At 41.1% G+C, this 19,675-nt stretch carries 19 protein-coding genes and 2 tRNA genes; 20 read left to right on the forward strand and 1 reads right to left on the reverse strand.

Annotated elements, in window-relative coordinates; genetic code table 11:
* Window positions 1-23: 23 nt before the first annotated feature.
* From fic to M1F97_RS02455, 19 genes are all read left to right on the forward strand, one after another.
* Window positions 24-626 carry a protein adenylyltransferase Fic gene (gene fic / locus M1F97_RS02365; RefSeq protein WP_247944315.1) on the forward strand — a complete coding sequence of 201 codons (603 nt, stop codon included), beginning with the start codon at window positions 24-26 and terminating at the stop codon, window positions 624-626.
* Between the two features lie 82 nt (window positions 627-708).
* Window positions 709-1,221 carry a hypothetical protein gene (locus M1F97_RS02370; protein WP_247944316.1) on the forward strand — a complete coding sequence of 171 codons (513 nt, stop codon included), beginning with the start codon at window positions 709-711 and terminating at the stop codon, window positions 1,219-1,221.
* On the forward strand, window positions 1,211-2,080 hold the full coding sequence (locus M1F97_RS02375; protein WP_169446213.1) for an aminoglycoside 6-adenylyltransferase: 870 nt from the start codon (window positions 1,211-1,213) through the stop codon (window positions 2,078-2,080). Before M1F97_RS02370 ends, M1F97_RS02375 begins: the two co-directional genes overlap by 11 nt.
* On the forward strand, window positions 2,061-2,795 hold the full coding sequence (locus tag M1F97_RS02380; RefSeq protein WP_247944063.1) for a CPBP family intramembrane glutamic endopeptidase: 735 nt from the start codon (window positions 2,061-2,063) through the stop codon (window positions 2,793-2,795). The genes M1F97_RS02375 and M1F97_RS02380 overlap by 20 nt, the downstream gene beginning before the upstream one ends.
* A gap of 52 nt (window positions 2,796-2,847) precedes the next feature.
* Window positions 2,848-5,328 carry a DNA topoisomerase IV subunit A gene (gene parC / locus M1F97_RS02385; protein WP_247944064.1) on the forward strand — a complete coding sequence of 827 codons (2,481 nt, stop codon included), beginning with the start codon at window positions 2,848-2,850 and terminating at the stop codon, window positions 5,326-5,328.
* A 116-nt stretch (window positions 5,329-5,444) separates the two neighbouring features.
* Window positions 5,445-6,482, forward strand: coding sequence for a branched-chain amino acid aminotransferase (locus M1F97_RS02390; RefSeq protein WP_348771715.1), 1,038 nt, complete (start codon window positions 5,445-5,447; stop codon window positions 6,480-6,482).
* A 112-nt stretch (window positions 6,483-6,594) separates the two neighbouring features.
* Window positions 6,595-6,825 carry a DUF2969 domain-containing protein gene (locus tag M1F97_RS02395; protein ID WP_000037105.1) on the forward strand — a complete coding sequence of 77 codons (231 nt, stop codon included), beginning with the start codon at window positions 6,595-6,597 and terminating at the stop codon, window positions 6,823-6,825.
* A gap of 49 nt (window positions 6,826-6,874) precedes the next feature.
* A tRNA-Tyr gene (locus M1F97_RS02400) sits at window positions 6,875-6,955 on the forward strand.
* 9 nt (window positions 6,956-6,964) lie between these two features.
* Window positions 6,965-7,036, forward strand: a tRNA-Gln gene (locus tag M1F97_RS02405).
* A 163-nt stretch (window positions 7,037-7,199) separates the two neighbouring features.
* Window positions 7,200-8,402 carry a 30S ribosomal protein S1 gene (gene rpsA / locus M1F97_RS02410; protein ID WP_247944066.1) on the forward strand — a complete coding sequence of 401 codons (1,203 nt, stop codon included), beginning with the start codon at window positions 7,200-7,202 and terminating at the stop codon, window positions 8,400-8,402.
* A gap of 82 nt (window positions 8,403-8,484) precedes the next feature.
* Complete coding sequence (locus tag M1F97_RS02415) at window positions 8,485-8,982, forward strand: GAF domain-containing protein (protein ID WP_169446207.1); 498 nt, start codon at window positions 8,485-8,487, stop codon at window positions 8,980-8,982.
* Complete coding sequence (dnaX, locus tag M1F97_RS02420) at window positions 8,982-10,640, forward strand: DNA polymerase III subunit gamma/tau (protein ID WP_247944067.1); 1,659 nt, start codon at window positions 8,982-8,984, stop codon at window positions 10,638-10,640. The genes M1F97_RS02415 and dnaX overlap by 1 nt, the downstream gene beginning before the upstream one ends.
* Before the next feature lie 27 nt (window positions 10,641-10,667).
* Window positions 10,668-10,862, forward strand: a complete 195-nt coding sequence (locus M1F97_RS02425; protein WP_001081605.1) for a DUF3272 family protein — start codon at window positions 10,668-10,670, stop codon at window positions 10,860-10,862.
* A gap of 150 nt (window positions 10,863-11,012) precedes the next feature.
* Window positions 11,013-11,783, forward strand: coding sequence for a Fe-S cluster assembly ATPase SufC (gene sufC / locus M1F97_RS02430; RefSeq protein ID WP_000114489.1), 771 nt, complete (start codon window positions 11,013-11,015; stop codon window positions 11,781-11,783).
* A gap of 27 nt (window positions 11,784-11,810) precedes the next feature.
* On the forward strand, window positions 11,811-13,073 hold the full coding sequence (gene sufD, locus M1F97_RS02435; protein WP_247944068.1) for a Fe-S cluster assembly protein SufD: 1,263 nt from the start codon (window positions 11,811-11,813) through the stop codon (window positions 13,071-13,073).
* Between the two features lie 10 nt (window positions 13,074-13,083).
* Entirely contained in the window at window positions 13,084-14,310 is a 1,227-nt protein-coding gene (locus M1F97_RS02440) for a cysteine desulfurase (protein WP_247944069.1), read from the forward strand.
* A complete protein-coding gene (gene sufU, locus M1F97_RS02445) occupies window positions 14,297-14,737 on the forward strand; it encodes a Fe-S cluster assembly sulfur transfer protein SufU (RefSeq protein ID WP_247944070.1) in 441 nt (146 codons plus the stop codon). The genes M1F97_RS02440 and sufU overlap by 14 nt, the downstream gene beginning before the upstream one ends.
* 57 nt (window positions 14,738-14,794) lie before the next feature.
* Window positions 14,795-16,207, forward strand: coding sequence for a Fe-S cluster assembly protein SufB (gene sufB, locus M1F97_RS02450; protein ID WP_000797047.1), 1,413 nt, complete (start codon window positions 14,795-14,797; stop codon window positions 16,205-16,207).
* Window positions 16,208-16,333: 126 nt separating this feature from the next.
* Complete coding sequence (locus M1F97_RS02455; RefSeq protein WP_247944071.1) at window positions 16,334-17,731, forward strand: APC family permease; 1,398 nt, start codon at window positions 16,334-16,336, stop codon at window positions 17,729-17,731.
* Window positions 17,732-17,753: 22 nt separating this feature from the next.
* Here M1F97_RS02455 and M1F97_RS02460 read toward each other — a convergent pair whose 3' ends face one another.
* Complete coding sequence (locus tag M1F97_RS02460) at window positions 17,754-18,602, reverse strand: YitT family protein (protein ID WP_173258088.1); 849 nt, start codon at window positions 18,600-18,602, stop codon at window positions 17,754-17,756.
* A 143-nt stretch (window positions 18,603-18,745) separates the two neighbouring features.
* Here M1F97_RS02460 and M1F97_RS02465 point away from each other — a divergent pair, with 143 nt between their 5' ends.
* Window positions 18,746-19,582: a DegV family protein gene (locus M1F97_RS02465; RefSeq protein ID WP_247944072.1), complete on the forward strand. Its 837-nt coding sequence runs from the start codon at window positions 18,746-18,748 to the stop codon at window positions 19,580-19,582.
* Window positions 19,583-19,675: the final 93 nt, after the last annotated feature.

Here is a 19,675-nt window from a genome sequence, read left to right on the forward strand (position 1 = left end):
AAAGAATAGAAATGGGAACAAAGATGGTATGGGAAAATAAACTAGGCATTACAAACTCAGCCCAGCTGGCAGATGCAGAAGAAAAACTGACAAAAAAACAAGCCGCCCTGCTTTTTCAGACAGGAGCTTTGTTCAAGATGGAAGTTGGTACTTTTGCAGGGCTGTCCGCTATTCACCGTTATCTCTTTTCAGGCATCTATGATTTCGCTGGAAAGATCCGTGATGTCAATATTACAAAGGATAACTTTCAATTTGCCCCCCGTATTTTTTTAGAGCAATCCTTGCAGTATATTGACAAACTTCCTCATGACAATTTTGATGAGGTAGTTGATAAGTATGCGGATATGAATATTGCCCATCCTTTCCGTGAGGGGAATGGACGCGCCATGCGGATTTGGCTAGATTGTATGCTTCGTCAGAAGCTGGGGAAAGTGGTAGATTGGAACGCCATTGATAAGGATGAATACCTGAATGCCATGAAGCGTAGTGCAGTGTCGACTGGAGAACTCAAGAATCTCCTCCTCGATAATCTGACGGATGACCTCACTCAGGCCCGTTTCTTTAAGGGTGTGGATGCTTCATATTATTACGAAGGGTATAACCTTTACCAGACAGGGGAGTTATGAAGTTCAAGCAAAGGTGACGATTATCTTTTGTATGTAAACAATCGCTAAAACTATTGGAGGTGCAGTATTGATTACGTTATTAATGATACCTTTTTTCCTTGTTCTCCTATCCATTTTTGGAATTATATATGATTTAATGACCAATAAAGGTAGAAAAGAGTGTGCTCGCACAGTATCTTTGTTTATATTGAACATCCTCACTATTTGTATCTGTCTATTAGATCTACCAATGGAAAGTAAACCATACTCAGGAATAGGGTTTATCTTATTTTATGCACTTGCCTTCACACCTTTGATGATTGTTTTTTCACTATATACTCTCTATCGGATTGGAAAACATTATAGGTATTTTAAGAGTAAGTTCGCTATAACACTCCTATTCAATGCTATTTTACTTTTCCTTCTTTCATTAGTAAATACTTTTGTATTATGGAGAAGCTTTCAAATATATCATAGAAACGATATTAATTTGTTTTATTTTGTTTTAATCGTTTTGGGGATTTGTTCAACTATCCAATTGATAATAGGCGAACTTGAGAAGAAAAGAATACGAGGCATCCAAAAACAAGAGGAGCAAGACGGCAATGAAAAATAACTCTATAAAAGATATGTGCAGACAACATAGAAGTGAAGCGCAAATGCTGAGATTGATTTTACAGACTGCTGAAACTTTACAAATTGAGGCTGTCGCCATGTCTGGTTCACGAACTGATACAAGAGCGCCAAAAGATGAGTTTCAAGACTATGATGTAGTCTATGTTGTGGACGACTTAGACAATCTGACGAGTGACTTTTCTTGGTTGGACCAGTTTGGAACACGTATCATTGAGCAGCATAATATCCTAGGCAACCGTCGTCTCTATCTCATGCTTTTTGAAGATGGCAATCGGATTGATTTGACCCTTTGCCCCAAAGACCACATCCAAGAGTGGGTGGATAGTGAGGCCGATTATACAGTTTTGAAAGATGAGAAAGGCTTGTTTGAGTCCTATACTACAAGTCCTCAACGTTACTGGACGGATCCAGCTAGCCCGATTGATTTTGAAAAAGCCTGCAATGAATTTTGGTGGGTGTCAGCCTACGTGGTTAAAGGAATTTGTCGTAAGCAAGTTCTCTATGCCACTGATCATCTCTACGGTATATGTCAACAAGAACTCTTGAAGGTCTTAGCCTGGCAGGTAGCAAGTGATAGGGGGACTGTCGACATCGGCAAGAACTACAAGTATCTCTTTAACTATTTGTCTGCTGAGAAAGAGAAGGAATTCTCGAATCTGCTTGATTTCTCATGTAGTGACAAAGTCACTCAGTCTTTATTTGCTACCATGGAACTTTTCCACCAAGAGGCTCAAAGCCTTGCTAAAAAAATGGGCTTTAACTATGATAGGGAAGCAGCTGAGAAGATGATTCAGTATGCTGAGGAGAGACTCGAAACAAATGAAACATTTACAAAATAATAAGATAACAAAATTTTTACTGATTAGTTTTCTCATTTCTTGGGGATTTGGTTGGGGATTGCTCGCTTTTCTGACGCAAATGAGCCTCTTAAGTCTAACAAGTCCACTAGGAGTTTTTCTCCATTTACTAGGAGGTTTCGGTCCAACCATTGCAGCCATTTCTTGCTTGCCTCAAAAATCCATTAAAAGCATAGTCTCTTTTATCTTAGGGGACTCAAAGAAATATATTTTGTTATTTCTTTTACTAATTTTCGTGCAGACAGGTGTCATTGCTTTCTCATCTAAGGAGCTTAATCCGGCTTTTCCACTAGGAAATTTGTTTGTTGTTTTTTTGAGTGCAGTCTGTGTTTATGGTGGCGAAGAAGAATTGGGATGGCGAGGCATCTTGCAACCAACTTTGGAAACTAGATTCTCCTTTTGGATTTCCGGTTTGATAACAGGTTGTATTTGGGCAATATGGCATGTACCTTTATGGTTTGTGATTGGAAGTTCCCAAAGTAGGATGCCTTTTATATTATTCAGTATATTTGCAATTTATCTCAGTATTCTTCTAGCAGCTGTTTTCAAAAAGACTAAGTCGATCCTTTATTGCGCCATTTTTCACGGCCTAATTAATACCCTACTTAGCTTATTTGTTATTAAAATTAATCTTTTATTCATTCTAGGATTAGTAGGATTGCTCTTCTTTTCTCACTACCTACAAAGAAACAGTTAAATTTATAAAATATAGATTTACTTTACAATAAAACACTAAAAAGAGAATTATTATGTCTAACATTCAAAACATGTCCCTGGAGGACATCATGGGAGAGCGATTTGGTCGCTACTCCAAGTACATCATTCAAGACCGGGCTTTACCAGACATTCGGGATGGTTTGAAGCCAGTTCAGCGTCGTATTCTTTATTCGATGAATAAAGATGGCAATACTTTTGACAAGAGCTACCGTAAGTCGGCCAAGTCAGTCGGGAATATCATGGGGAATTTCCACCCACACGGGGACAGTTCTATCTATGATGCCATGGTCCGTATGTCTCAGGACTGGAAGAATCGTGAGATTCTGGTTGAAATGCACGGTAACAACGGTTCTATGGACGGAGATCCGCCGGCGGCTATGCGTTATACCGAGGCACGTTTGTCTGAGATTGCAGGCTACCTTCTCCAGGATATCGAGAAAAAGACAGTTCCTTTTGCATGGAACTTTGACGATACCGAGAAAGAGCCGACAGTCCTGCCAGCAGCATTTCCAAACCTCTTGGTCAATGGATCGACTGGTATTTCGGCTGGTTATGCCACAGATATTCCACCACATAATTTGGCCGAAGTTATCGATGCTACGGTTTACATGATTGACCATCCAACTGCCAAGGTTGATAAACTCATGGAATTCTTGCCTGGACCAGACTTCCCGACGGGAGGAATCATCCAAGGGAGATACGAAATCAAGAAGGCCTATGAAACTGGGAAAGGGCGCGTGGTCGTTCGTTCTAAGACTGAGATTGAAAAGCTTAAAGGTGGTAAGGAACAAATCGTTATCACTGAGATTCCTTATGAAATCAATAAGGCCAATCTGGTCAAGAAAATCGATGATGTTCGTGTCAATAACAAGGTGGCAGGGATTGCTGAGGTTCGTGATGAGTCTGACCGTGACGGTCTTCGTATCGCTATTGAGCTTAAGAAAGACGCAAATACCGAGCTCGTTCTTAACTATCTATTCAAATATACTGACCTGCAAATCAACTACAACTTTAATATGGTGGCGATTGATAATTTCACACCCCGTCAGGTAGGGATTGTTCCAATCTTGTCTAGCTATATCGCCCACCGTCGTGGAGTGATTTTGGCACGTTCCCGCTTTGACAAGGAAAAGGCTGAGAAACGTCTCCATATCGTCGAAGGTTTGATTCGCGTGATTTCGATTTTGGACGAAGTCATTGCCCTTATCCGTGCCTCTGAGAATAAGGCTGACGCCAAAGAAAATCTCAAGGTCAGCTATGAGTTTACAGAAGAGCAGGCTGAGGCCATCGTTACCTTACAACTTTACCGTTTGACCAATACAGACGTGGTTGTCTTGCAAGAAGAAGAAGCAGAACTTCGTGAAAAGATTGCCATGCTTGCGGCGATTATCGGTGATGAACGGACCATGTACAATCTCATGAAGAAAGAACTCCGTGAGGTCAAGAAGAAATTTGCGACTCCGCGTTTGAGTACTTTAGAAGATACTGCAAAAGTCATCGAGATTGATACAGCCAGTTTGATTGCCGAGGAAGATACCTATGTCAGCGTGACTAAGGCAGGATATATTAAGCGTACCAGCCCACGTTCCTTTGCAGCTTCCACTCTGGAAGAAATTGGTAAGCGTGATGATGATCGTTTAATCTTTGTTCAATCTGCCAAGACAACGCAGCATCTCTTGATGTTCACGACTCTTGGAAATGTCATTTATCGACCAATCCATGAGTTAGCAGATATTCGCTGGAAGGACATCGGAGAGCACTTGAGCCAGACCATTACAAACTTTGAAACCAATGAAGAAGTTCTCTACGTAGATGTCGTGGATCAGTTTGATGATGCGACTACCTACTTTGTAGCAACTCGCCTTGGTCAAATCAAGCGTGTAGAACGCAAAGAATTCTCTCCATGGCGGACCTACAAGTCTAAGTCTGTCAAGTATGCTAAGCTCAAAGACGAGACAGACCAGATTGTAGCAGTGGCTCCGATTAAACTGGACGATGTACTCTTGATTAGCCAAAACGGTTACGCCCTTCGTTTCAATATCGAAGAGGTACCAGTTGTTGGTGCCAAGGCTGCGGGTGTCAAGGCTATGAACCTAAAGGCAGATGATGCGCTTCAAGCTGCCTTTATCTGTAACACCTCATCCTTCTACCTCTTGACCCAACGTGGTAGCTTGAAACGCGTTTCCATTGAGGAAATTCCAGCGACCAGCCGTGCCAAACGAGGCCTACAAGTCTTGCGTGAGTTGAAAAACAAACCGCACCGTGTCTTCTTGGCTGGAGCAGTTTCAGAGCAAGGATTCGTTGGTGATCTTTTTAGTACAGAAGTAGAAGAAAACGACCAAACGTTACTTGTCCAATCTAATAAGGGAACAATCTATGAGAGTCGATTGCAGGACCTCAACTTGTCAGAACGTACTAGCAATGGAAGCTTTATTTCAGACACCATTTCAGATGAGGAAGTTTTCGATGCTTACCTCAAAGAAGTCTTTAAAGAGGACAAAACAAATTCGTAAAAAGAATCAGTCCAGAGGGCTGATTTCTTTTGTGTTGAAAAAATTTTCAGAAAATTACAAATAATACTTGAAATTTCACTAGAAAAGTGTAGAATAGAACACATAGTTTGAATAGTATAAAGGAGAAACACATGACAGTTGCAATTGATTGGGAAAACCTTGGATTTGCTTATATGAAATTACCTTACCGCTATATCGCTCACTACAAAAATAGTCAATGGGATCAAGGAGAATTGACAGAGGATGCAACCTTGCATATTTCAGAGTCTTCTCCAAGTCTCCACTATGGACAGCAAGCATTTGAGGGATTGAAAGCCTATCGTACCAAGGACGGCAGTATTCAATTGTTCCGTCCTGACGAAAACGCTAAGCGTTTGCAACGTACTTGCGACCGTCTTTTGATGCCACAAGTTCCGACAGAAATGTTTGTAGAAGCTTGTAAAGCAGTTGTGCGTGCAAATGAAGAATACGTCCCACCATATGGAACAGGTGGAACCCTTTATCTTCGTCCACTTTTGATTGGTGTTGGGGATATTATCGGGGTTAAACCAGCAGAAGAGTATATTTTCACTATCTTTGCTATGCCAGTTGGGAATTACTTTAAAGGTGGTTTAGTCCCAACAAACTTCTTGATTCAGGATGAATACGATCGTGCCGCTCCAAATGGTACAGGTGCGGCCAAGGTAGGTGGGAACTATGCTGCTAGCCTCCTCCCAGGTAAAATGGCCAAGTCACGCCAATTCTCAGATGTTATCTACCTAGACCCATCTACACATACAAAGATTGAAGAAGTCGGATCAGCCAACTTCTTTGGAATCACGGCAGACAATGAATTTGTTACGCCATTGAGTCCATCCATCTTGCCATCTATTACCAAGTATTCTTTGCTTTACTTGGCTGAACATCGCTTGGGCTTGACACCGATCGAAGGTGATGTTCCGATTGACAATTTGGATCGTTTTGTAGAGGCAGGTGCTTGTGGAACAGCAGCGGTTATTTCTCCAATTGGGGGAATCCAACACGGTGACGATTTCCATGTTTTCTATAGCGAAACAGAAGTAGGTCCTGTTACACGGAAACTCTATGATGAATTGACTGGTATCCAATTTGGTGATGTGGACGCACCAGAGGGATGGATTGTCAAAGTGGATTAAAAGACTAGAAGTAAAGAGGAACTCCATAGCAGTTGTAAGGGCTGAAATGGAGTTTTTTCTTGCTAGTTTTCACTTTTTCTTGTACAATAGAAAAAGTGAAAAGAGGTACAGTATGAGTAAAAAAGATAAGAAAATTGAAATTCAATTAACAGATGCAAAAGTGACTGTTGGAAAAGACAGTTATGAAGGCTACGTTTTGACGATCGGGAAAAAGGTCATTGGAGAAATTGCCGAATTAGATAACCAATTTGCCATCATAAAGAATGGAAATGTCGATAGTTTTTATAAAAAACTTGAAAAAGCTGTGGAAATTTTGATTGAAAACTATAATTTAACAAAATAATGCTTGTTTTTTTGAAAATTTCATGATATAATAGTTTTCGTTAAGCATTGGAGAGATAGCGAAGAGGCTAAACGCGGCGGACTGTAAATCCGCTCCTTCGGGTTCGGGGGTTCGAATCCCTCTCTCTCCATCTCATCATTGGGGTATAGCCAAGCGGTAAGGCAAGGGACTTTGACTCCCTCATGCGTTGGTTCGAATCCAGCTACCCCAGTTCTTAGGTAATAAATTCAAGATAAAAAGAAAAATATCTTAGGGTATTTTATTTTTATATTGAAAGACATGAACAAAACGAACATGTTCTTGCGGGTGCTTAGGAAAAAAATTATAAGTATGTCAAGTTTTGGAAAAGACTTGATTGTTGGAGGATTTTTTAGATGAACGAATTTGAAGATTTGCTAAATAGCGTTAGCCAAGTTGAGCCTGGTGATGTTGTTAGTGCTGAAGTATTGACAGTTGATGCGACTCAAGCTAACGTTGCAATCTCTGGGACTGGTGTTGAAGGTGTCTTGACTCTTCGCGAATTGACAAACGATCGCGATGCAGATATCAATGACTTTGTGAAAGTAGGGGAAGTATTGGATGTTCTTGTACTTCGTCAAGTAGTTGGTAAAGATACTGATACAGTTACATACCTTGTATCTAAAAAACGCCTTGAAGCTCGCAAAGCATGGGACAAACTTGTAGGACGCGAAGAAGAAGTTGTTACTGTTAAAGGAACTCGTGCTGTTAAAGGTGGACTTTCAGTAGAATTTGAAGGTGTTCGTGGATTTATCCCAGCTTCAATGTTGGATACTCGTTTCGTACGTAACACTGAGCGTTTCGTAGGTCAAGAATTTGATGCTAAAATCAAAGAAGTTGATCCTAAAGAAAACCGCTTCATCCTTTCACGTCGTGAAGTTGTTGAAGCAGCTACTGCAGCAGTTCGTGCTGAAGTGTTCGGTAAATTGGCTGTTGGTGATGTAGTAACTGGTAAAGTTGCTCGTATCACAAGCTTTGGTGCTTTCATCGACCTTGGTGGTGTTGACGGATTGGTTCACTTGACTGAATTGTCACATGAACGTAACGTTTCACCTAAATCAGTTGTAACTGTTGGTGAAGAAATTGAAGTGAAGATCCTTGATCTTAACGAAGAAGAAGGACGCGTATCACTTTCACTTAAAGCAACAACACCTGGACCATGGGATGGTGTTGAGCAAAAATTGGCTAAAGGTGATGTAGTAGAAGGAACAGTTAAACGTTTGACTGACTTTGGTGCATTTGTTGAAGTATTGCCAGGTATCGATGGACTTGTTCACGTATCACAAATTTCACACAAACGTATCGAAAATCCAAAAGAAGCTCTTACTGTTGGTCAAGAAGTTACTGTTAAGGTCCTTGATGTTAACGCTGACGCAGAACGTGTATCACTTTCTATCAAAGCTCTTGAAGAACGTCCAGCTCAAGAAGAAGGACAAAAAGAAGAAAAACGTGCTGCTCGTCCACGTCGTCCAAAACGTCAAGAAAAACGTGATTTTGAACTTCCAGAAACACAAACAGGATTCTCAATGGCTGACTTGTTCGGTGATATCGAACTTTAATCAGATTGTTAATCACAAAATCCTTTGTTTAAAACAAGGGATTTTTCTTTTGTCTCTTTCCCATTTTTGATATAATAGTTCTATGTTAGATTCAGAAAAACAATCACAATATCAATTGTTAAATGAGGAACTCTCTTATTTGCTTGACGGTGAGAGCAATGTTCTTGCTAATCTTTCGAATGCTAGTGCCCTCCTAAAATCTCGCTTTCCCAATACTGTATTTGCAGGATTTTATCTGTTTGATGGTAGCGAGTTAGTTTTAGGGCCTTTTCAGGGTGGTGTTTCTTGTATTCGCATTCCGCTTGGAAAAGGCGTGTGTGGAGAAGCTGCTGAGTTTCAAGAGACTGTTTTAGTTGGCGATGTGAGCACCTATCCAAACTACATTTCTTGTGATAGTATGGCCAAGAGTGAAATCGTAGTTCCCATGCTCAAGAATGGTCGATTTCTGGGTGTCTTAGACCTGGATTCTTCACTTATTGATGATTACAATGCCATTGACCGTGATTACTTGGAACAATTTGTCGCTATTTTGCTTGAGAAGACAGAATGGAACTTTACAATGTTTGAGGAGAAAGCCTAATGTATCAAGCACTTTATCGAAAATATAGAAGCCAAACTTTTTCACAATTGGTCGGACAAGAGGTTGTGGCTAAAACCCTAAAACAGGCAGTCGAGCAGGAAAAGATTAGTCATGCTTATCTTTTCTCAGGCCCTCGTGGAACTGGGAAAACCAGTGTAGCCAAGATTTTTGCCAAGGCAATGAACTGTCCAAACCAGGTAGACGGAGAACCATGTAATAACTGCTATATCTGTCAGGCTGTGACAGAAGGTAGCTTAGAAGATGTTATCGAAATGGATGCGGCTTCGAATAACGGAGTTGATGAAATCCGAGAAATTCGTGATAAATCCACCTATGCTCCTAGTTTGGCACGTTATAAGGTCTATATCATAGACGAGGTTCATATGTTGTCTACAGGAGCTTTTAATGCGCTTTTGAAGACTCTAGAAGAACCAACTCAAAATGTTGTCTTTATTTTAGCGACCACCGAATTGCACAAGATTCCAGCAACTATTTTATCGCGCGTCCAACGTTTTGAGTTTAAATCGATTAGAACGCAAGATATTAAGAACCATATCCAAACCATTTTGTCAAAAGAGAATATCAGTTCTGAACCAGAGGCTGTGGAAATTATCGCTAGACGGGCTGAAGGTGGGATGCGGGATGCCTTGTCAATTTTGGACCAAGCCTTGAGTTTGACACAAGGGAATGCTTTAACTACAGCTATTTCTGAGGAGATTACAGGCACTATTAGTCTTTCGGCTCTAGATGACTATGTGGCCGCCTTGTCCCAACAGGATGTCCCAAAAGCTCTCAATTCTTTGAATCTTTTGTTTGAAAATGGCAAGAGCATGACTCGTTTTGTGACGGATCTCTTGCAGTATTTGCGTGATCTACTGGTTGTTCAGACAGGTGGCGAAAATACTCATCATAGTTCAGTTTTTATGGACAATCTAGCTCTGTCTCAGGAAAGACTCTTTGAAATGATTCGTCTAGCGACAGTGAGTTTAGCAGATATGAAGGCCAGCTTGCAACCTAAGATTTACGCTGAGATGATGACCATTCGTTTAGCTGAAATTAAACCTGAATCTTCGCTTTCAGGAGTTGTTGAAAGTGAAATTTCTGCACTGAGACAGGAAGTTGCCCGTCTCAAACAAGAACTTGCCAATGTGGGCACCGCTCCTAAACAAGTTGTGCCTGTTCCTAGTCGTCCAACCACTTCCAAGACAGTCTATCGAGTGGATCGCAACAAAGTTCAGTCTATCCTGCAAGAAGCTGTCGAAAGTCCTGATTTGGCACGTCAAAACTTGATTCGCCTTCAGAATGCGTGGGGAGAAGTGATTGAAAGTTTAGCTGGACCTGATAAGGCCCTTCTCGTAGGTTCTCAACCAGTTGCGGCCAATGAACACCATGCTATTTTAGCCTTTGAGTCTAATTTCAATGCTGGTCAAACCATGAAACGTGATAACCTCAATACCATGTTCGGCAATATTCTCAGCCAGGCAGCTGGATTTTCACCTGAGATTCTGGCTATTTCCCTAGAGGAATGGAAAGAGGTTCGAGCAGCATTTTCAGCTAAAAACAAGTCTACTCAAGCTGACCAAGAGGTAGAAGAAGGGAGCCTGATTCCAGAAGGATTTGAATTTCTGGCTGATAAAGTCATGGTTGAAGAAGACTAAAAATGGATTTCATGATACAATAATCTTATGAATAGACAACAATTTATCATAATAGCGTTATTCACGGCTGCTGAGACTTATTTTTTCAATGAATCTTTAATGACTGGTCGCTACGTTATGGCAGCTTTTTGGGCGATTCTACTCTTTCGAAACTTTAGGTTAAGTTACGTGATGGGAAAAATTGTAGACGCTATTGATCAACACTTAAACCGCAAGGATTAGCCCCCAGCTTCTAGACAAAATCAAAGCCTTTTAGGCTTTTTTTTGTTATACTAGTAGAGTATATTTATTGACATTTTGTCCTATTTTTTAGGGATTGTAAGCAATTTCCTAAAGTATTGAGCAAAATGTTTGAAAAAGAAAGGAACTATCATGTCAGTATTAGAGATCAAAGATCTTCACGTTGAGATTGAAGGAAAAGAAATTTTGAAAGGAGTCAACCTGACTCTAAAAACAGGAGAAATCGCAGCTATCATGGGACCAAATGGTACTGGTAAATCGACTCTTTCAGCCGCTATCATGGGGAACCCTAACTATGAAGTTACCAAAGGTGAAGTCTTGTTTGACGGTGTAAATATCCTTGAATTGGAAGTAGACGAGCGTGCGCGTATGGGACTTTTCCTTGCTATGCAATACCCATCTGAAATTCCAGGAATTACTAACGCTGAGTTTCTTCGTGCAGCCATGAATGCTGGTAAAGAAGACGATGAAAAGATTTCAGTTCGTGAGTTCATCACTAAATTAGATGAGAAGATGGAATTGCTCAACATGAAAGAAGAAATGGCAGAGCGTTACCTCAACGAAGGTTTCTCTGGTGGTGAGAAAAAACGTAATGAAATTCTTCAACTCTTGATGTTGGAACCAACTTTTGCCCTTTTGGATGAGATTGACTCAGGTCTTGATATTGACGCCCTTAAAGTTGTATCGAAAGGTGTCAATGCTATGCGTGGTGAAGGCTTTGGTGCTATGATCATCACTCACTACCAACGTCTTTTGAACTACATCACACCTGATGTGGTACATGTGATGATGGAAGGTCGTGTGGTCCTTTCTGGAGGTCCAGAATTAGCAGCCCGTTTGGAACGTGAAGGATACGCAAAACTAGCTGAAGAACTTGGCTACGACTACAAGGAAGAATTGTAATTCCCTCGTATCTTTTAGGAGAAGTAAATGACTAAAGAAAATATTAAACTTTTTTCAGAAACGCACGCTGAACCAAGCTGGTTGTCAGACCTCCGTCAAAAAGCTTTTGATAAGATTGAGAGTTTGGAGTTACCAGTTATCGAGCGTGTCAAATTTCACCGTTGGAATCTGGGGGATGGAACCATCACAGAAAGTGAGCCTTCAGCAAATGTTCCTGACTTCACGGCTCTAGATAATCACTTGAAGTTGGTGCAAGTAGGAACGCAGACTGTTTTTGAACAAACTCCAGTTGAATTGGCTGAACAAGGAGTAGTCTTTACAGACTTTCACTCAGCTTTAGAAGAAATTCCAGAACTTATCGAGGAATTCTTCATGTCATCAGTTAAGTATGATGACGACAAGTTGGCAGCTTACCATACAGCTTACTTTAACAGTGGTGCTGTTCTTTATATTCCAGATAATGTTGAGATTACAGAGCCAATCGAAGGAATTTTCTACCAAGACAGCGATAGTGATGTGCCATTTAACAAGCATATTCTTATCATTGCTGGTAAAAACTCTAAAATAAGCTATCTTGAACGTCTAGAGTCACGTGGTGGAGGTAGTGCTAAGGCAACTGCCAATATAACAGTTGAAGTGATTGCTCGTTCTGGTGCGCAAGTAAAATTTGCTGCTATTGACCGTTTAGGTGAAAATGTGACTGCCTACATTAGCCGTCGTGGTAAACTAGGCAACGATGCAAGCATTGACTGGGCAATCGGTGTTATGAACGAAGGAAATGTCGTTGCGGACTTTGATAGTGACTTGATTGGAAATGGTAGCCATGCTGACCTTAAAGTCGTAGCTCTTTCAAGCGGCCGCCAGATTCAAGGGATTGATACTCGAGTGACTAACTACGGCTGCAACTCTATCGGAAATATCCTCCAACATGGGGTTATCCTTGAAAAAGCAACTTTGACCTTTAATGGTATCGGCCACATCATCAAGGGTGCTAAGGGAGCAGATGCGCAACAAGAAAGCCGTGTTCTTATGCTTTCAGACCAGGCGCGTTCAGATGCCAACCCAATTCTTTTGATTGATGAAAATGATGTTACTGCAGGACACGCAGCGTCTATTGGACAAGTTGATCCAGAAGACATGTACTACCTTATGAGCCGTGGCTTGGACAAAGCAACAGCAGAGCGTTTGGTTGTTCGTGGTTTCCTTGGCTCTGTTATCGTTGAGATTCCAGTCAAAGAAGTTCGAGACGAAATGATTGCAACTGTCGAAGAAAAATTGTCAAAACGCTAAGGGGAAGTCTATGTTAGATGTAGAAGCGATTCGCAAGGATTTTCCAATTTTAGACCAAATTGTCAACGATGAACCTCTGGTCTATCTGGACAATGCTGCGACGACACAAAAACCACTAGCAGTTCTGGAAGCGATCAACCGCTACTATGAGCAGGACAATGCCAATGTTCATCGTGGTGTCCATACCTTGGCTGAAAGGGCGACAGCATCTTATGAAGCTGCTCGTGAAACTATTCGTAAATTTATCAATGCAGGTTCGACAAAGGAAGTTCTCTTTACTAGAGGAACGACGACCAGTCTTAACTGGGTAGCGCGTTATGCTGAGGAAGTCTTGACTGAGGGAGACCAGGTCTTGATTTCCGTCATGGAACACCATTCCAATATCATTCCTTGGCAGGAGGCCTGTCGCAAGACTGGGACAGAGCTTGTCTATGTCTATCTCAAGAATGGAGCTCTGGATATGGAGGATTTGCGAGCTAAATTGACTGACAAGGTCAAGTTTGTCTCCCTAGCTCACGCCTCAAATGTTTTGGGTGTGGTCAATCCTATCAAAGAAATCACTCATTTGGCCCACGAAGTTGGAGCTATCATGGTGGTGGATGGAGCTCAATCTACGCCTCATATGAAGATTGATGTTCAGGACTTGGATGTGGACTTCTTTGCCTTTTCGGGTCACAAGATGGCTGGTCCGACTGGTATCGGTGTTCTGTACGGAAAAGAGAAGTATTTAGAACAAATGTCACCAGTTGAGTTTGGTGGAGAGATGATTGATTTCGTCTACGAGCAATCTGCTAGTTGGAAGGAATTGCCTTGGAAATTTGAGGCTGGAACGCCAAATATGGCGGGTGCAATCGGACTTGCTGCTGCAGTAGATTATCTTGAAAAGATTGGCATGGATGCCATTGAAGCTCATGAACAGGAATTGATTGCGTACGTCTATCCAAAACTGCAGGCAATTGAGGGATTGACCATTTACGGTTCTCAGGACTTGTCTCAACGTTCAGGTGTCATTGCTTTTAACTTAGGGGATCTTCATCCTCACGATCTTGCGACGGCTCTGGATTATGAAGGAGTGGCTGTTCGTGCTGGTCACCATTGTGCGCAACCCTTGCTCCAGTATCTAGAAGTCCCAGCAACAGCTCGAGCAAGTTTTTATATTTACAATACCAAGGCAGATTGCGACAAACTAGTCGATGCCTTACAAAAGACAAAGGAGTTTTTCAATGGCACTTTCTAAACTAGATAGCCTTTATATGGCAGTGGTAGCAGACCATTCGAAAAATCCACATCACCAAGGAAAGTTAGAAGACGCTGAACAAATCAGTCTCAACAATCCAACCTGTGGTGATGTCATCAACCTCTCTGTCAAGTTTGATGCAGAGGATCGTTTAGAGGATATTGCTTTTCTAAACTCGGGTTGTACCATCTCAACTGCCTCTGCTAGTATGATGACAGATGCCGTTTTAGGAAAAAACAAACAAGAAATTTTAGAGCTTGCGGCTATTTTTTCTGAAATGGTTCAAGGGCAAAAAGATGAGCGTCAAGACCAACTTGGAGACGCGGCCTTCTTATCAGGTGTTGCCAAATTCCCTCAAAGAATCAAGTGTGCAACCCTAGCTTGGAACGCTCTTAAGAAAACAATTGAAAATCAAGAAAAACAGTAAGACGAGTTTCTTCTGTCTTACGAATCAGTAGAAATGAAGAATGAAAGAAAGGATATTATGGCTGAAGAAAGAGTAGAACCAAAACCAATTGACCTTGGTGAATATAAATTTGGTTTCCATGACGATGTAGAGCCTGTCCTATCGACAGGAAAAGGATTGAACGAAGATGTCATTCGCGAATTATCAGCTGCTAAGGGAGAACCTGAGTGGATGTTAGAATTTCGATTGAAATCTTATGAAACCTTCAAAAAAATGCCCATGCAAACTTGGGGAGCAGACTTGTCAGAGATTGACTTTGATGACTTGATCTACTACCAAAAACCTTCTGATAAACCTGCCCGTTCTTGGGATGATGTACCTGAAAAGATTAAAGAAACCTTTGAACGTATCGGGATTCCAGAGGCTGAACGTGCTTATCTAGCTGGAGCTTCTGCCCAGTACGAGTCAGAAGTGGTATACCACAACATGAAGGAAGAGTTTGAGAAGTTAGGAATTATCTTTACAGATACAGATTCTGCCCTCAAGGAATACCCTGACTTGTTTAAACAATATTTTGCGAAGTTGGTACCGCCGACAGATAACAAGTTGGCAGCCCTTAACTCAGCAGTATGGTCTGGTGGAACCTTTATCTACGTACCGAAAGGGGTCAAGGTAGATATTCCACTTCAAACCTACTTCCGTATTAATAACGAAAATACTGGTCAGTTTGAACGTACCTTGATTATCGTTGATGAGGGAGCAAGTGTCCACTATGTAGAAGGATGTACAGCACCGACTTACTCAAGCAACAGTTTGCATGCAGCCATTGTAGAAATCTTTGCCTTGGACGGAGCTTATATGCGCTATACGACTATCCAAAACTGGTCTGACAACGTCTATAACTTGGTAACGAAACGTGCCAAAGCTCAAAAAGATGCTACTGTTGAGTGGATTGATGGGAACTTGGGTGCCAAAACAACTATGAAATATCCATCTGTTTATCTAGATGGAGAAGGAGCCCGTGGTACCATGCTTTCAATTGCCTTTGCCAATGCAGGGCAACACCAAGATACGGGTGCCAAGATGATCCACAACGCTCCACATACAAGCTCATCTATTGTTTCAAAATCTATCGCTAAAGGTGGAGGAAAGGTGGACTACCGTGGACAAGTAACCTTTAACAAAAACTCCAAGAAATCTGTTTCTCACATCGAGTGTGACACCATTATCATGGATGACTTGTCAGCATCAGATACTATTCCATTTAATGAAATCCATAACTCGCAAGTTGCTTTGGAACACGAAGCCAAGGTATCTAAGATTTCAGAAGAACAACTCTACTACCTCATGAGCCGTGGCTTGTCAGAATCTGAAGCAACCGAGATGATTGTCATGGGATTTGTCGAGCCCTTCACAAAAGAACTTCCAATGGAATACGCAGTTGAGCTGAACCGCTTGATTAGCTATGAGATGGAAGGATCAGTTGGGTAAGAATATGCAAATTCTGAACAGGAATCCTTCCTGTTCAGAATTTTTTTCAAAAAAGAACCTAATAAATATTCACAAAAATACTTTTATATGGTAAAATAAAACAATTACACTTAGTGGAGATGAAGTATGAATATTTTTAGAATCAAGGATGTTAGTCTGAGACAGACAGAGATGCATCGCCATTTGAAATTGTGGGATTTGATTCTTCTAGGGATTGGTGCCATGGTGGGGACAGGGATTTTCACCATTACAGGAACAGCAGCGGCTACCCTAGCTGGTCCATCACTAGTGGTTTCCATTGTGATTTCTGCTTTATGCGTTTCTTTATCAGCCCTCTTTTTTGCAGAATTTGCCTCTCGTGTTCCTGCAACTGGTGGCGTGTATAGCTATCTCTATGCTATTTTAGGAGAATTACCAGCATGGATTGCTGGCTGGTTGACCATCATGGAATTTATGACAGCTGTTTCAGGTGTGGCGTCTGGTTGGGCAGCTTACTTTAAGGGGTTGCTCAGTAATTATGGTATCTCCATGCCCCAAGCCTTGAATGGCACCTTTAACCCTGAACAAGGCACCTATATCGACCTTCTGCCTATTCTGGTACTGATTTTGGTAACAGGATTGGTTTTATTAAATTCCAAGGCAGCCTTACGCTTTAATTCACTTCTAGTGGTCTTGAAATTCTCAGCTCTCGCATTATTTATCCTAGTTGGTATTTGGTACATCAAGCCAGAAAATTGGACGAATTTTGCTCCATTTGGTTTTGGTCAACTATATGGTGGAAGTACTGGGATTATGGCGGGCGCATCTTTGGTGTTCTTTGGTTTTCTCGGTTTTGAGTCGATTTCCATGGCAGTTGATGAAATTCAAAGTCCGCAAAAAAATATTCCCCGCGGAATCGTGCTTTCTCTGACAATCGTCACCATTCTCTATGCCTTGGTAACAATAGTATTGACTGGGATTGTTCACTATAGCCAACTCAATGTGGATGATGCAGTGGCCTTTTCATTGCGTAGTATCGGAATTGGCTGGGCAGCCAACTATGTTTCACTGGTAGCTATTCTAACCCTGATAACCGTATGTATTTCCATGACCTACGCTCTTTCTCGAATGGTTTACAGCTTAGCACGTGATGGTCTATTACCTCGAAGTTTTAAACAGCTAAGTAAAACTAGCCGGGTTCCAAAGAATGCGACTATCTTAACAGGAGTTGCTTCAGCCATTGCAGCAGGAGTCTTTCCGCTAGCCAGTATCGCTGCTTTTTTAAATATCTGTACACTAGCCTATCTAATTCTACTTGCCTACGGTATTATCAAGCTCAGAAAGGATAAGGGCATGCCAAAAGAAGGAGAATTCAAAACTCCTTTAGTGCCGCTTTTGCCGATCCTTTCCATCCTTATCTGTGTTTCCTTTATGCTTCAGTATACCAAGGAAACATGGATTGCCTTTGGACTTGCTTTGTTGGTTGGACTAGTGATTTACTTTACTTATGGCTATCGTCACTCTACACTTTCTGAAGAAAAATAAAAGCTGGGAATTCCCAGCTTTTTTAATCTTTTACATAAGTAAATCCCTCACCCAGAATTTCATGAGCCTCAGTGATGGTGATAAAGGCTTGAGGATCGATTTGGTGAATCATATCCTTCATTTTAACGATTTCATTTCGACCGACGATACAGTAGATAATTTTTAAATCCTTTTTGCTGTAGTAGCCTTGACCAGATATAAAGGTTACGCCACGTCCGAGTTCATCGTTAATTTTCTCGGCTAACTGATCTGGAAATTGAGTTATAATCATAAATCCTTTACCAGCATAACCTCCTTCACCGATCAGGTCGATAACACGAGCGATGATAAAGTCAAATAAGAGAGTATAAGTCACTAGGCGCAAATCTTGGAAGATAATCAAAATCAACATTAGAATAATGAAATCAAGCGAGAAAAGCAATTTTCCAATTGAAATATTGGTGTATTTGTTGAGGATGCGAGCAACAATATCTGATCCACCTGTTGTACCACCAGCATTAAAGATGATTCCCAAACCAACTCCCAGTAAAACACCAGAAACTAAAGAGACGATAATGAGATCGCCTTGCAAGTCAAATTGTAAAGGAATTCGTTCAAAGACAGCAAGCCAGACAGAGAGGGAGATAGTTCCCAAGAGACTGGAGTAGAGAGTCTTAGAACCAAATATTTTCCAGGCTAGGATAAATAAAGGAATATTTATCAAGAGGTTCATCAATGAGACTGGAATTTTAAAGAGATAGAAGGTAATCAATGTGATACCAGTTGCTCCGCCTTCAAACAAATGGTGAGGAACTACAAAGTAGGTAAGACCAAAGGCATAAATAGCTGCCCCAAGTATGATAGTAATAATAGGCTGAACTTTTCGGATCATGACTTTCCCTCGCTTTTCTATAGATAGATTATACCAAAATTCCAAGCTTTTTCATTGGATTCATCATGATTTTTTAACAATTTTTTGATATAATAAAAGTGATAAATCCCTATCTTATTGAGAAGAATAGAAAGATTGAAGATATGACACAAGTAAAAATTGTAACTGATTCCTCTGTTACTATTGAACCAGAAGTAGTTAAAGAATTAAATATCACCGTTGTTCCTTTATCTGTGATGATTGATGGTATCCTTTATTCTGATGCAGATTTGAAAGAAGGGGAATTCCTTCATCTTATGCAGCAAAGTAAAAACCTGCCCAAAACCAGTCAGCCTCCAGTGGGAGTATTTGCTGAGGTTTTTGAAGAGCTAGGCAAAGATGGTAGCCAGATTCTCGCTATCCACATGTCCCATGCATTATCTGGTACTGTTGAAGCTGCTCGCCAAGGAGCGAGCCTCTCTAGCGCTGATGTGACCGTTATTGATAGTTCTTTTACAGATCAGGCGATGAAGTTTCAAGTTGTTGAAGCTGCTAAACTTGCCCAAGAAGGCAAAGATTTAGAAACTATCTTGGCACATGTGGAAGATGTGAAAAATCATACCGAACTTTATATCGGCGTTTCGACTCTAGAAAATTTAGTCAAAGGTGGACGTATCGGACGTGTGACAGGCTTGATCAGTTCTCTGTTGAATATTCGTGTCGTTATGCAAATGAGGAACCATGAGCTCCAACCAATCGTTAAGGGGCGCGGTGCTAAGACATTTAAAAAATGGCTCGACGAGTTGGCCGAGACCCTTTCTCATAAATCCGTTGCGGAAATTGGAATTTCCTACGCTGGTACCAATGAATGGGCCAATGAGATGAAGAATGTTTTACAAACTTATGTCGAAAAACCAATCTCAGTACTGGAAACAGGCTCCATCATTCAAACCCATACAGGTGAAAATGCGTGGGCTGTCTTGGTTCGATATCATTCCTAAAAAAATAGAGAAAAATCGTTAGAAATAGCGTTTTTGACTTGACCTGTGGGCAATTTTAGGATATGATTATATTTGTTAATTAGAAATTATTTG

The sequence above is a fragment of the Streptococcus oralis genome (assembly GCF_023110435.1).
Taxonomy (GTDB): Bacteria; Bacillota; Bacilli; order Lactobacillales; family Streptococcaceae; genus Streptococcus; species Streptococcus oralis_CF.